Consider the following 13,910-nt stretch of genomic DNA (forward strand, 5'->3'; position numbering starts at 1 on the left):
CCTATCTGTCTCTCATCGCTGCTTCTTTCATATTCGCTGCCAGTTCACGCCCCAGGTAGCGTTCTATCATACCATGCACCCCGTAAATGACCGGCGTCATGAGTACAGCTACCAGGAATTTGTACATATAGGCCGTCAGCGCCCAGGCTGTTACAGTAGCAAGGCTGAAATCTTTGAATAAATAGAAGGCGACAAAAGTTACCACGATGCTGTCTATGAACTGGGAAGCCAGGGTGCTGATGGTAGCCCGCATCCAGATGGCTTTTTCACCGGTCACCTTTTTGATCTTCCGGAAAATAAAGGCGTCCAGCAACTGACCAATGATAAAAGCAGTGATGGAACCGATGATAATATTCATGCCCTGCCCCAGTACCTGCACGTAGGCGGCCTGTCCGTCAGTAACGCCGGGTTCCAGTTCCCGGGACCGCCAGCCGCTATCGGGCGTTGTATGGATGCCCAGGTAAAAGACCAGGAAGGCAAAAGCGATCAGCACCACCGTGAGCACCGACAGGAACCTTACGCCCCGCACGCCATAATACTCATTGATAATATCTGTCATCACAAAGATCACCGGCCAGGGAATAACACCCACGGTAAGGCTGAAAGAAAGCCCCTTTTCGCCCAGCATATCAATGCTGGCTTTGGGCAGGCCCAGGGTTTCTTCCAGGGAGAAAACCTTCACCCCCGTCACCTCAGCGATAATGGCATTGGCAATAAAAAAGCCCCCCAGGATGATAAACAGGCGGGTGGGCTTGTCTTTAATAATATTATGGATCATTTAAGCAAAAGGATTAATTGAGCAATGAGGAATAATACATTGGCCACCACGAGCCACAAAGGAACATATTCCTTTACCGGCTTTCTTTGCAACAGCAGCACAATAATAAAAAAATTAATGATCACATTCAATATGAGGGAGAGGCCAATGCCCAGTATCACGACGGTGGAGGCAATATGCCCCTGCTGCATAGGCGGCAGGTAACGCATAAGCCAGGTAAGCAGAAAGCAGATATTGCAAATAAAGGCTACCCGGGAGAAAAATAATAGTCGCTGCATAGGTCGAGTTGCTGTAAAGTTGCGTTATTTTGCCCATCTATTAAAACGGGAACTTTTGATGAAAGTACTGGGTTTGGTGTCGTATCCCATATTACCTGCTAAGATGGGCGGACAAAAAGGCATTGCTTTGTTCTATAAATATCTCTGCAGAGAAGTTCCTTTTGTTTGTGTATCCATCCGTAAGAACCAGCCGGCGCTTGCAGAAGGCTATGAGCTTTTGAACCTGTTGTCGGATAGGCCTTCCAGGTATATCAATCCTTTTTATTTTTTCACCCTGCGCAAGGTCATCCGCCGGTATGGCATCAGCCACCTGGAGCTGGAGCATCCCTATTACGGATGGCTGGGGGTACTCCTCAAACGATTTACGGGCGTACAACTCATTGTTCATTCCCATAATATAGAAAGTGCGCGCTTTCAAACCCTGGGCAAACGATGGTGGAAGCTCATGGCCCGGTACGAGCAATGGACCCACCGGAATGCCGACTTCAATTTTTTCAAAACTGAGGAAGACCGGGACTATGCCATCCGTCATTTTGGTCTTTCCCCCCAGCGATGCACTACCATTACTTATGGCATTGAATGGGATACGCCACCCGCGGCGGCGGAGCGGAAGGCAGCCCGGGAGCAGTTGCTGCAGCAACATGGCATCCCCTCCCATCACCGGCTGCTCCTGTACAACGGCACCTTCAATTACCTGCCCAACCTCAATGGCCTGCGCAGTATCGTTGACCAGGTCAACCCCGCCCTGCAGGCGATGGATGACTTCCAATATACCATCCTGGTATGCGGAAAGGATATCCCGGCTGCGTATACCAGTCAGCCGATCCCCAATATGCTGTTCCCCGGTTTTGTACCGGATATTGACCTGTACTTTAAAGGCTGCGATGTGTTCCTGAACCCGGTAGTGGAAGGCGGAGGTATTAAGACCAAACTGGTAGAGGCGCTGGGTTCGGACATGAACGTTGTTTCTACCAGCAATGGCGCTATTGGCGTTGATCCCGCTGTGTGCAATGGTAAACTGCTTATTACCGATAACGAACTTACCGGCTTTGCAGCCGCCACCAAAAAAGCGGCCCAGGTAGCGGCTACCATCCCGGAAGCCTATTTCCGCCGGTTTTACTGGGGCAGCATTGCCGCCAAAGCAGCCGGTTTCATTAAAACAGGCAACACCACCCCATGAGTCCCCGGATATCCACGATAACCATCTGTTTCAACAACCTGGCTGAATTGCAGACCACCTGTGCATCGGTCGATAAACAAACGCAACTACCCTATGAGCACTGGATCATCGATGGCTCTACCACGCCCGATATACAGCAATGGCTCACGCATACGCCACAGCCACCTTACCGGAAATGGCTCTGCGAAAGGGACAAAGGGATCGCCGATGCTTTCAATAAAGGCGTGGAAAGGGCCTCAGGTGATATTATTAATATGTTAAACTCGGCCGATCATTATTACGATGAGCATACATTGTCGCTGGTTACGACCGAATTTACCGGCAATCCTTCCGTTCAATGGCTTCACGGAAAATACCAGTTGGAGCGTGGTGGCCTATGGGTCACAATTGGTAAGCCTTTTGATCCGGGTAAATTGTACCGGGGTATGCGCAGCCTCTCCCACCAGAGCATGTTTATCCGCCGGGAGCTGCATGATAAATATGGCAAGTACGATACGACGCTGAAGAATGCCATGGACTACGATCTTGTTTGCCGCATCAGCCGGGAGCCTTTTGTCTTCCTTCCCCAAACCATGGTGGTTTTTGCGCCAGGGGGTACTACCTACCGCAATTACCTGCCCTCACTGGCTGAAGCCCGCCGGGTATATGAGCGTCATTTCGGTTTTTCCTGGAAGCTGGCAGGCTGGCAGGGAAGGTTGAAATTGTTGTATTACCTGCTTAATAGTCCTATCGGCAAATGGCTGTACAAAGTAAAAGTGTGGCTGAAACTGGAAAACGCATAAATTAAAAAATTAGGAAGCACTTGCCATAATTTGCCTTATTTTGCCCTCTTATCATTTTTCTGTAATCATATGAACAAAGCTGTCTGGAATAAAGTATTCCCACATCTTATTGCTATTGGGATTTTTTTAGCCGTTTCTTCCATATTCTTTTTACCTGCATTCAACGGAATGGTATTGAATCAGGAAGATACTGCCGGTTGGAGGGGAATGGCGCAACAATCCTTTGAGTTCAGGGAAAAACATGGGCACTATCCGTTATGGACCAATAGCATGTTCAGCGGTATGCCAACTTACCAGATCGTTTTTGGAAAACCGTATGCTGTTTCTATTGGCTTTCTTCATAAATATGTTTTCACACTGGGTCTTCCCGAACCTGTCAGTTATTTTTTTCTGGCAAGCGTTATGGCTTATTTTCTTTTTATAGTGATGGGGGTGCGACCTTGGGTCGGTATCATGGGAGCACTGGCTTTTGCCTATGCAACGTATAATCCAATCGTTACAATAGTAGGTCATAATACAAAAATGATCTGTATCGCGTATATGCCTGCAGTACTGGCGAGCGTACTGCTGCTCTACCAAAAAAAGTACGTCATCGGAACTGTACTTACTACCTTGTTTGTCGCTATGATCATATGGCAGAACCATGTCCAGATCGCCTATTATACGATGATAATGGCATTGGCCTTAAGCGTTGCCTTTGCCATCAGGGCGGCACGCAACAAGGAATATAAGCACATTATAGTTTCAGGAGCCCTTGCGCTGCTGGCAGGCGCTTTTGCTATCGGGATCAATGCCATTAATCTATGGCCTATTAACGAATTTGTCAAAGAAACGATGCGTGGCGGACGTTCCGAACTGGTATCCGGAAACCAGGCCAATAAAAGTAAAGGAGGGCTTGATAGAGATTATGCGTTTTACTATGGAAGCTATGGTATAACTGAAACATTTACATTGATTGTGCCACGTATCTATGGTGGAGGGCTTAATGGCGCCAAAGAATTCGGTGAACAAACGAAAGCAGGAGAAGCACTGAGTGAACAAACAGGCATGCCCGAAGAACAAGCCGATGAATACGCCAGATCATTTCCCGCTTATTGGGGCAAACAACCCAGCCATTCAGGCCCCACCTATTTGGGCGCCATTATTTGTTTCCTTTTTATTCTGGGACTGGTATACGTAAAAAGCTGGCATAAATGGTGGATACTGGCTGCCGCAGCCTTTGGCATTCTATTGTCCTGGGGTAAAAACCTGCCGGGCATTAATTATTTTCTTTTCGATTACCTGCCGGTATATAATAAGTTCCGTGCGCCTTCCATGGCAATGGTCATTCCGCAACTTGGCTTTGTAATGCTGGCCTGCCTTGCCTTACAACAATTCCTGTTCGGTACTGAAGACAAGAAAGAGTTATGGAAAAAACTCAGGCTGGCCACCTTTATAACCGGGGGAGTATTTGTTATATTGATTGCCTTATATTTTTCGTTTGATTATGCTGCTCCCAGTGATAAAGATCTCCGGCAGAATTTTGCGAACGGTATGATGCAACAGATGGCACAGGGGCAGCAGCAGCCGGGCCCGGAATTGCAGCAGCGGGCTGAATCATTTGGAAGAGCTGTTGTAAATGGCCTGCACGAGGACCGGAAAAGCCTGTTCGGCGGCGATCTGCTGCGGGCATTCATTTTTATTGCCTGCACAATTGCTTTACTGGCGCTTTATGTAAAGGATAAAATAAAAACACCGTATGCCGCCCTGGCTGGTATTGTCCTGCTTTCTTCTATCGATATACTTGGTGTTGCCTGGCGATACGTGAATCATAAAGATTTCGTAGAACCGGTAGATTTTGAGAACGCCTTTGCTTCCACCCCGGCAGATATAAAAATAAAAGCAGATACTACCAGACAATTCCGTGTTTTCGATCAGGCGGCTGCAAATGGGCCTTTCAGCGATTCCCGCGCATCCTATCACCACAATTCAATTGGTGGGTATAGCCCTGCTAAACTGGCCTTATACCAGGATATCATTGACAGTCAGTTGGTTAAGGGTAATACGAGTGTGTATAATATGCTGAATACCAAATACTTTATTGTGAGAGACCCTGCTACCGGCCAGCCTGATGCCCAACTGAACCCGAATGCACTGGGCAATTGCTGGTTTGTAAAGGGATTCCGCATAGCCAAAAATGCGAATGATGAAATGGCTATTTTGAATACGCTGAATACCCGTGACAGTGCTGTAATAGATGCCCGGTTTGAAAAAACAGCAGGCACACAACCGCTGCCGGATAGTACGGCTTCGATAAGATTAGTTGAAAACCTCAATGATAAAGTCACTTATCAATCTGAATCGGCCCAACCCCAGTTTGCAGTTTTCAGCGAGGTATATTATCCATACGGATGGGATGCCTATATCGATGGAAAGAAGACCGATTACTGCCGCGTGAACTATGCATTGAGAGGTATGCCGGTGCCTGCGGGCAAGCATACCATTGAATTCCGCTTTGAGCCCAGGTCCGTAATCCTGGGAGATAAGCTTACCCAGTGGTTCTCCATCCTCTTTTATATTGGCTTGATAGCAGGATTGGTCATTGAATTCCGCCGGGCCAAAAAAGCATAGCTACGGGATTGGTTATCAGTTGCCACCTGGCGGAAAGCCTGAAAAGTAACTGAATTTAGGTACTTTTACGGAAAGGTATTAAATAATGATTCAAAGACTTATCAGGAAAACATCCGGCAGGCTTGCAAAATCAGGATTAGCAGAATCGCTGTACTATGGGCCTAAACGGAACAGGTACCTGACCCGGGATTTTATTCTTTCTGATGAATATAAAAAATTGATGCTCAAAAATGCGGGCGCCCCATCTTTATTTGATCGTTTTATTGATGATGCGCAGGAAAGCACGCCCAATTACCAATTCCGCCACAGTGAAAGTATTCAAAAACAACTGGGTAGCTGGCGATGGAAAGGTATGTATCAATTCAGGGAGCAGATAGCACCAATTATTTTTAAGGAAAACGCGAAGGGGATTGACTTGGGGGGCGCCTACGGTCCCGTGAGCAGGTATGGTGTTATTGTAGATTTTTCAAAGCAGGATATCTTTGGCCGGCCCGTACAATATAAGTACCTGGATGACATTGATTTCAAAGCTGATTTCCTGTATGCCTCCCATACCCTCGAGCATATTAAAGATCTGGATAATCTTGCCATTCAAATGAAACGGGTGGTGAAACCGGGAGGAGATATTGTTATCCTGGTGCCTTCTTATTCCTGTGTTTCCTGGAGAGTAGGCAATCATACAAACCGGGACCACAATGATCATGTCTGGACCTTTCATCTGTTGGGAACACCTATCCATGAACCCATCAATAGTTTATTGGCTATCGATACGGTATTGGAAAAGTATTTTACCATTACGCTAAAGCAATATACCGGTGACAATTCCATTCTGCTCCTGGCAAAGAATAATTGATCCCGGATAACTACCCTATGAAAAATCCCCTTGCATTTATCATCCAGGCGCGAACCGGATCTACCCGTCTTCCGGGGAAAATGGTTTTACCTTTTTATAATGAGAAAAGCATCCTTCAACTACTGATTGAGCGGTTGCAATTTTTCTTTCCATCACATCCTATCATACTGGCTACCACAACAAAAGAAAATGACAACACTTTAATAGGCCTTGCCAAACACCTGGGAATCGGGTACTTCGCAGGCAGCGAAGAAAATGTACTGAACCGGTTCATTGAAGCTTCCCTGCATTTCGGGCACCATGAATTTGCCAGGATATGTGCAGATAATCCCTTTTTAAATGCTGATTTCCTGAAAAGGATGACCGATCATTGGGACCAGCACACAGGTTCAGGTATTGATTACCTGAGCTATCAGGTACATCCGGGATTGCCCACCATAAAGAGCCATTTGGGGCTGTTTGCTGAAATAACCACCCGTCAGGCTTTACAAAAAGCGGCTATGTTGACCAACGAATTGTTGTATCAGGAGCACGTTACCAATTATTTATATACGCATGCCGGCATATTTAACTGCCATTTTCTAAATTTGCCTGCCGAATTACAAGGTTATGAGGATGTACGGTTTACAGTAGACACACCGGAGGATTTTCAAATACAGCAGTTCTTATTCAGCCAGGTACAGGAAGGGCCTGGATATGATCTCAGCCGGTTGTTGGCAATCATCAACGAGCATCCCGATATAAAACATAAAATGCAGATTGAAATAGTAAAAAATTCAAAATGAGTGACCACATATATATAATAGGCGAAATTGGGCAAAACCACAATGGCTCGGTAGATATCGCAAAGTTAATTGTAGACCTGGTTTGCCGGCAGCCGGCAGATGAATTGTTTCATACAACCCTGCCAGCCATCGATGCTATCAAACTCACTAAACGTGATTTGAATGAAGAGCTGACCGATTCATCCATGAACCGGATTTATGATTCTCCGCATTCATTTGGGAGAACCTACGGGGAACACAGAAAGGCACTGGAACTGAGCAATGAGCAGCATTTCGAGATCTATCAATACGCAAAGTCAAAAGGACTCGAATTTGTGGAAACCCTTTGTGCTGTCGGATGCCTGGATCTGCTAAAACTTTTTAAGCCGGATCGACTAAAGGTGGCGAGCCGGGACCTTACCAACTTGCCCCTGTTGTCTGCTATGGCAGAAACCAGGATCCCGATGATCCTGTCTACCGGAATGGGCGGCATAAAGGAATTGGAAGATGCGCTGCAGTTGATAACAAAATATCATAGTAATATTTCCATCCTGCATTGCCTGTCTCAATATCCTTCGGAATATACCCGGATCAATCTGCGGACGATCACCTATCTCCAAAAGCATTACCCTCAATACACCATTGGTTATTCCGATCACTCCATTGGTATTATGATACCGGTTGCAGCGGTAGCAATGGGCGCCAGGATCATTGAAAAGCATATCACCATCGATCGCAATATGAAAGGTACCGATCAACAAGGTTCACTAGGCCCGGATGGTGTTAAGAGAATGGTCCGTGATATCAGGCTCCTGGAGCAATCAATGGGTAAAGAAGAGTTCTTTATCGATGAAGCAGTATCGGATACACAAAAAAAGCTGGAGCGCTCTATAGCAACCCGCAGGGATATTAAAGCAGGAGAAATCATTAACGTAGATGATATACATCTGCTTTCGCCCGGAGATGGGTTCAAATGGGCGCAAAATCAACAGGTGGTTGGCAAAAAAGCATTGCAGAACATACCGGCTAATGAAATTATTTATTCTTCAATGATAGGCTGAAATGAGGTTACCTAAATTAGTTATTACAGATATAGATGGTGTATGGACAGACGGGAGTATGTACTACGACAATACCGGGAATGAATTTAAACGATTCAATACCTACGACAGTGCAGGTGTTGTATTTTGTGAAAAAGCCGGCATTGAAGTAGCGATCATCAGCGGAGAAAACTCCCAGGCAACCCTAAACCGGGCTGCCAAACTGGGAATAAAAAAAGTTTTCGTAGGGATCAAAGATAAACTCAGCGTTGCTGAACAACTGATAAAGGAATTAGGTATCACGTTTGATGATGTAGCGTATATTGGTGATGACATCAACGATGTAGAAGTATTGAAAAAAGTTCCGTTAAGCGCATCACCAGCCAATGCTCCCGACTATATTAAAGACATAACCACTTTTGTAACCAGCAAATCCGGGGGGCAGGGGGCATTCCGGGAATTTATAGAAACCATTCTTCAGGAGAATAACCTCTTGGAAGAAATATTAAATACTTACGGTTTATAAAATGAACTGGAAATATATTCTTCCACCTTTCGTGATTGACCTTTCCCGAAAAGTAAATGGTTATTTATCTTATCTTTCGCAAAGGAGACATATTCTCCATAATACTGCGCTTAAAGACAAGTATAAGGACCAACGGGTTTTTATTTTAGCAACCGGACCTTCCATCAAACAGCAGGATCTTCGATTGTTGCAGCATGAAAAATGCATCGCTGTCAGCAACTTTTTTGTGCATGAAGATTATAAAACAATTGCTCCTTTCCTCCATGTGTTCGCATCCACACATGCCCCCCTGACGGAGCAACAGATTGTAAGCTGGTTCAAAGAGGCCGACGAAAAGATACCAGGCACTTCGACTGTTCTCCTGGCACTGCATGATAAGCAATATTGCGACCGTCATCGTATCTTCCAAACAAAAGATCACTATTACTACCTTTCCAAATTTGGAAACTTTCCTGTGAATCTGGCCCATAATCTCCCCTCCTATCAAACAGTGGTGCAACTGGCCATTTATGCCGCCATTTACATGGGGTTCACAGAAATTAATTTGCTGGGAGTTGACCACAGCTGGATATTGCACTATGGAGAAAGCCGCCATTTTTACGAAGAAAAAGAACATAAATTCACACAAAACGGCTATTCGGAATGGATAGATGATCACCTGGGCGATGAGTTCAAGAAATATGTAATTCTGTGGGAGCAATATGAAGAAATAATCCGTAACTATAAAAACTCCGGTATAGCCATTTATAATTTATCACCCGAAAGCCTGTTGGATCTGTTTCCCAAAAAAGCGTTTTCCCAGGCACTTTCTAAAAAATAGTAGCACTAAAAGACTTTTATAATTTAAATTAAAAAAATTGTTGTCCTGGCTTAAAGGTCAATACAGAAGAATTAAAAATGGCTCCTTTGGATGGCATGGCCGCTATGCCTCCTGGCAGGCTGCACAAAAGGAATGCGGGGGATATTCCGCGGACAATATCCTGGAAAAGGTAAAGACCGCTACGCTGCAGGTAAAAAACGGCGAAGCTGTATATGAACGGGATTCTATTCTATTCAATGAGATCCAATACTCCTGGCCTTTCTTATCAGCATTAATGTGGGCAGCCGCACAAAACAACGGACATTTAAATGTATTGGATTTCGGGGGAAGCCTGGGCAGCAGCTACTTTCAAAACAGGAAATTCCTGCAATCCTTATCGCAAGTCCGTTGGAATGTAGTGGAACAGGAGAATTTTGTTGCCTGTGGCCGTCAGTTTATACAGGATGAAAAATTACAATTTTTTCTCACTCCACAGGATTGCATTCAACAGAACGGCTTACCTGATATCCTTGTTACTGCCTGCACCCTCCCCTACCTGGAAAAACCGTATGAATTATTGGCACAATTGATTCACCTAGATATTCCATGGCTGATCATCGATAATACCCCGTTTAATGATAGGCCCGGCGACCGGCTTACTGTTCAAAAAGTACCGCCTGCCATTTATGAGGCTTCTTATCCCGCCTGGTTCCTGGATTATCAAAAAGTAAAAGAAGCGGTCCGGGAGAAATACACTATTATCAGCGAACATACCAATGATACCACCATTTATCTGGATGGTCGCCCAATACCTTACCGTGGATTTATTGCAGTGTTAAAAAAACAGCTTCAATGAAAATCATTGATACGATACTACAATCCAGGTTATTCCAGGAGCAACCACCGGTACTGGTGGATATTGGCGCTTCGGGCAGTATTCATGAGAAATGGAAAAAGATTGCCCCTTATGCTATTTGCCTGGCCTTCGATGCGGACGACAGGGAATTTACCGTTACCGAACAGGAAAGCAAAGTGTATAAAAAACTGATCCTGTTCAATCGTATTGTAACGGCTACCGATCAGGCGGCCACCAGCTTTTACCTGGCCTCCTCTCCTTTCTGTTCCAGCCTGCTGCCGCCGCAAACCGCTTTACTGGAACCCTGGAGCTTCAGTAGTTTGTTCAGGACCGACCGAACGCTTCAACTACCTGCCATTACCCTGGCCAGCGCGCTGGGACAGGCCGGTATTTCCTATATCGATTGGTTCAAGACCGATACACAGGGTACCGACCTGCGGCTTTTCAAAAGCCTGCCGGCAGCGATCAGGGATACCGTGCTGGCCGCTGAGTTTGAGCCGGGCATCATCGATGCCTATGTAGGGGAAGACAAACTGTACAGCATATTGCAGGAACTGCCTGTAATGCAGTTCTGGTTATCTTCCATGGATGTAAAAGGCACCCAGCGCCTGCATGAAAAATACCTCCGGCAGTACGGCGTCTTTACCGCCCAGCGGATGGTGCGCAAATCGCCCTGCTGGGCCGAACTGACCTATTTGCATGAGCCTTCCTTTACCCATGAACGGCAGGCCCTGTTATTACTCGTATTTGCCCTGCTGGAAAGGCAATATGGATTTGCGCTCGAAATTATCGACAAGGCGCAGGGGCAATTCGGTCACATGGATTTTCAGCCCTACCGTAAAGCCGTAGAAGGACAATTGTCAAAGGAAAAGATCAAAGTGCCCCTGGTGATCCTGAAAAAACAATTCAATAAACTACTGGCCCATATCAATGCATAATTTCTGTACCTTATTTGATACCAATTACCTTACGCGTGGGCTGGCCTTGTATCATTCTTTGGTACAGCACTGCCCTTCCTTTCATTTATATGTATTTGCTTTCGATAATGATTGCTACCGGTATTTAAAGCAAAAGCAATATCCTCACCTTACCGTTGTATCGCTCCGGGAGTTTGAAGATCCCGCATTACTCGAAATAAAACCCACGCGGAGTATTGCCGAGTATTGCTGGACCTGTACCTCCTCCACCATCCTGTATTGCCTGCGGGAGTTCAGGTTGCCTTCCTGCACTTATCTCGATGCAGACCTGTTTTTCTACCAGGATCCGCAGGTGTTGTTTGACCAAATGGGTAACCAGTCCGTGATGATCAGCCGCCACCGCTATACCAGGGTGTATGACCAATCGGCCATGAGCGGCATCTATTGTGTGCAGTTTATGTGCTTTAAGAATGATGAGCGTGGACTGAAAGCGCTCACCTGGTGGCGTGACCGCTGCATTGAATGGTGTTATGCCCGCTTTGAAGCGGGGAAATTTGGTGATCAGAAATACCTGGACGACTGGACTACCCGGTTTGAAGGGGTGCACGTGATCCGGCACCCGGGAGAAGGATTGGCGCCCTGGAATATCCAGCAATACAGGGTGCTGCCCGATGGAGAGATCCCGGTTGTACAGCTTAGGGCAAATCAACAAAGTCCCACGCCCGCTATCTATTTCCATTTTCATGGGGTAAAGTTTTTTACCGACAACAAGGTGGCCTTTTGCGGTCCGATGTATGAACTGGAGGAGCCGGCCAAAAAAGCGTTTTACTTTCCTTATATCCGGCGATTGCTGAGCCTGGCGCAACAGGTGCACCAGGATGGGTTTCCGCTTAATGTACAGGGGGCCCGCCAGGCCAGTGAGCCCCGCAGCAAAACCATCTACCAATACCTGCAAAAGCTGCCGGTGATGTTGCTGAAAGACCCTTCCCTGCTTCTTACACCAAAAAAAATTACCTTTGCCCGGCATGATCATGTATTTGATCTAAAGGCTTTTGTATAAATTTTACAGCATGGCAAGATTGATCGATCTAACAACGTTTACCGATAGCAGAGGCAATCTTACGGTTATTGAGAAAGTGATCCCTTTCGATATTAAACGCATTTTTTATATCTATGGGGTCGATAATTCGGCCAGGGGCGGGCACCGCCACCATAAGACCATCCAGGCGGCTGTATGCCTGCAGGGTTCCTGCCGCATTTACAACAACAATAGCAAAAAGGAGGAATATTTTTACCTGGATGCTCCCCATAAATGCCTGATCCTTGAGCCCGAGGACTGGCATACCATGGACCAGTTCACCAACGATGCCATCCTGATGGTACTGGCCTCTGAATACTTTGCGAAGGAAGATTATATTTTCGAACCTTATAGTAAATAGATGATAGAATACGAAAGCCTGGGAAAGGCCAACCAGCCCTTTTTCGACGATTACCGCGCGGCGATTGAAAAAGTGTTACAGAGCGGCTGGTATATATTGGGCACCCAGGTAAAGGAGTTTGAACAACAGTTTGCCGCATATTGCCAGACGCAGTATTGCTGCGGCCTGGCCAATGGACTGGATGCATTGATCCTGGCACTGCGTTCATTTCAACTGGAGCCAGGGGATGAAGTATTGGTGCCTTCCAATACCTATATCGCCACCATCCTGGCCATCGTACACAATAACCTGAAGCCGGTATTGGTAGAGCCGGATATCCAAACCTACAATATCGATCCGGCCCGCCTGGAAGAAAAGATCACCCCGCGGACCAGGGCCATCCTGGTGGTGCATCTCTATGGAAAGGTATGCGCCATGGACCAGGTAATGGCCATTGCCCAAAAACATGGGTTGAAAGTGGTGGAAGATTGTGCGCAGGCGCATGGCGCTTCGTTCAAAGGTACCCGTGCCGGCAATTTTGGCGACTATGGTGCTTTCAGTTTCTACCCTACCAAAAACCTCGGCGCCCTGGGCGATGCAGGCGCTCTTACCTGTAATGATGAAAAGCTGTACCAGGCTATCGCCACCCTCCGCAACTATGGCTCGCGCATCAAATATTACAATGAGGTAGTGGGCTTCAATTCCCGGCTCGATGAATTGCAAGCAGCCCTGTTGAAAGTAAAGCTGCAGCAACTGGATGCCATCAATGAACATAAAAGAGCATTGGCTTCCCTTTATCTGCAGGGATTAAAACAGGACTTTGTCCTCCCGCAAGTGCATCCCGATTACTTCGATGTGTACCATATCTTCAATATCCGTCACCCAAAAAGGGATGCCGTGAAAGAGTACCTCCTGAAGCACGACATTAAAACCGATATCCATTACCCGGTGGCGCCCAATAAACAGCAGGCCATGCAGGGGATCCTTTCTGATGAAGAAACGCCCATTGCCGAAGAGATCCACCAAACTACCCTGAGCTTACCTATTTCTTACTACCATACACAACAGGACATTGAACGGGTCATTGAGGTGATCAACCAATTCTGACA

The 13,910-nt window shown here is 46.4% G+C and carries 15 protein-coding genes; 13 read left to right on the forward strand and 2 right to left on the reverse strand.

Annotated features, from left to right (window positions below; translation table 11 throughout):
* Window position 1: 1 nt before the first annotated feature.
* Together HB364_RS30980 and HB364_RS30985 are read right to left on the reverse strand one after the other, a co-directional pair.
* Window positions 2-778: a queuosine precursor transporter gene (locus HB364_RS30980; RefSeq protein ID WP_167292325.1), complete on the reverse strand. Its 777-nt coding sequence runs from the start codon at window positions 776-778 to the stop codon at window positions 2-4.
* The gene (locus HB364_RS30985) at window positions 775-1,056 is read right to left on the reverse strand and encodes a hypothetical protein (protein WP_167292326.1); all 282 of its coding nucleotides are present in this window, start codon (window positions 1,054-1,056) and stop codon (window positions 775-777) included. The genes HB364_RS30980 and HB364_RS30985 overlap by 4 nt, the downstream gene beginning before the upstream one ends.
* A 58-nt stretch (window positions 1,057-1,114) precedes the next feature.
* Between HB364_RS30985 and HB364_RS30990 the strand changes: the two genes are divergently transcribed.
* From HB364_RS30990 to HB364_RS31050, 13 genes are all read left to right on the forward strand, one after another.
* Entirely contained in the window at window positions 1,115-2,236 is a 1,122-nt protein-coding gene (locus tag HB364_RS30990; protein WP_246228671.1) for a glycosyltransferase, read from the forward strand.
* The gene (locus tag HB364_RS30995) at window positions 2,233-3,018 is read left to right on the forward strand and encodes a glycosyltransferase (protein ID WP_167292328.1); all 786 of its coding nucleotides are present in this window, start codon (window positions 2,233-2,235) and stop codon (window positions 3,016-3,018) included. The genes HB364_RS30990 and HB364_RS30995 overlap by 4 nt, the downstream gene beginning before the upstream one ends.
* Before the next feature lie 69 nt (window positions 3,019-3,087).
* Window positions 3,088-5,628: a YfhO family protein gene (locus HB364_RS31000; protein ID WP_167292329.1), complete on the forward strand. Its 2,541-nt coding sequence runs from the start codon at window positions 3,088-3,090 to the stop codon at window positions 5,626-5,628.
* Between the two features lie 85 nt (window positions 5,629-5,713).
* Window positions 5,714-6,481 carry a methyltransferase domain-containing protein gene (locus HB364_RS31005; protein WP_167292330.1) on the forward strand — a complete coding sequence of 256 codons (768 nt, stop codon included), beginning with the start codon at window positions 5,714-5,716 and terminating at the stop codon, window positions 6,479-6,481.
* Between the two features lie 17 nt (window positions 6,482-6,498).
* Window positions 6,499-7,266 (forward strand): cytidylyltransferase domain-containing protein, encoded by a 768-nt coding sequence (locus HB364_RS31010; RefSeq protein ID WP_167292331.1) that lies wholly within the window; start codon window positions 6,499-6,501, stop codon window positions 7,264-7,266.
* On the forward strand, window positions 7,263-8,306 hold the full coding sequence (locus HB364_RS31015) for an N-acetylneuraminate synthase family protein (RefSeq protein WP_167292332.1): 1,044 nt from the start codon (window positions 7,263-7,265) through the stop codon (window positions 8,304-8,306). The genes HB364_RS31010 and HB364_RS31015 overlap by 4 nt, the downstream gene beginning before the upstream one ends.
* Before the next feature lies 1 nt (window position 8,307).
* Window positions 8,308-8,811 carry a KdsC family phosphatase gene (locus HB364_RS31020; RefSeq protein ID WP_167292333.1) on the forward strand — a complete coding sequence of 168 codons (504 nt, stop codon included), beginning with the start codon at window positions 8,308-8,310 and terminating at the stop codon, window positions 8,809-8,811.
* 1 nt (window position 8,812) lies between these two features.
* Window positions 8,813-9,631: a motility associated factor glycosyltransferase family protein gene (locus tag HB364_RS31025; RefSeq protein ID WP_167292334.1), complete on the forward strand. Its 819-nt coding sequence runs from the start codon at window positions 8,813-8,815 to the stop codon at window positions 9,629-9,631.
* 37 nt (window positions 9,632-9,668) lie between these two features.
* Window positions 9,669-10,466, forward strand: coding sequence for a methyltransferase, TIGR04325 family (locus HB364_RS31030; protein ID WP_167292335.1), 798 nt, complete (start codon window positions 9,669-9,671; stop codon window positions 10,464-10,466).
* On the forward strand, window positions 10,463-11,404 hold the full coding sequence (locus HB364_RS31035; RefSeq protein WP_167292336.1) for an FkbM family methyltransferase: 942 nt from the start codon (window positions 10,463-10,465) through the stop codon (window positions 11,402-11,404). Before HB364_RS31030 ends, HB364_RS31035 begins: the two co-directional genes overlap by 4 nt.
* Window positions 11,397-12,443: a glycosyl transferase gene (locus HB364_RS31040; RefSeq protein WP_167292337.1), complete on the forward strand. Its 1,047-nt coding sequence runs from the start codon at window positions 11,397-11,399 to the stop codon at window positions 12,441-12,443. The genes HB364_RS31035 and HB364_RS31040 overlap by 8 nt, the downstream gene beginning before the upstream one ends.
* A 10-nt stretch (window positions 12,444-12,453) precedes the next feature.
* The gene (locus tag HB364_RS31045) at window positions 12,454-12,822 is read left to right on the forward strand and encodes a sugar 3,4-ketoisomerase (protein WP_167292338.1); all 369 of its coding nucleotides are present in this window, start codon (window positions 12,454-12,456) and stop codon (window positions 12,820-12,822) included.
* Entirely contained in the window at window positions 12,823-13,908 is a 1,086-nt protein-coding gene (locus HB364_RS31050) for a DegT/DnrJ/EryC1/StrS family aminotransferase (protein ID WP_167292339.1), read from the forward strand.
* Window positions 13,909-13,910 lie beyond the last annotated feature (2 nt).

The organism is Paraflavitalea devenefica, assembly GCF_011759375.1.
Classification (GTDB): Bacteria; Bacteroidota; Bacteroidia; order Chitinophagales; family Chitinophagaceae; genus Paraflavitalea; species Paraflavitalea devenefica.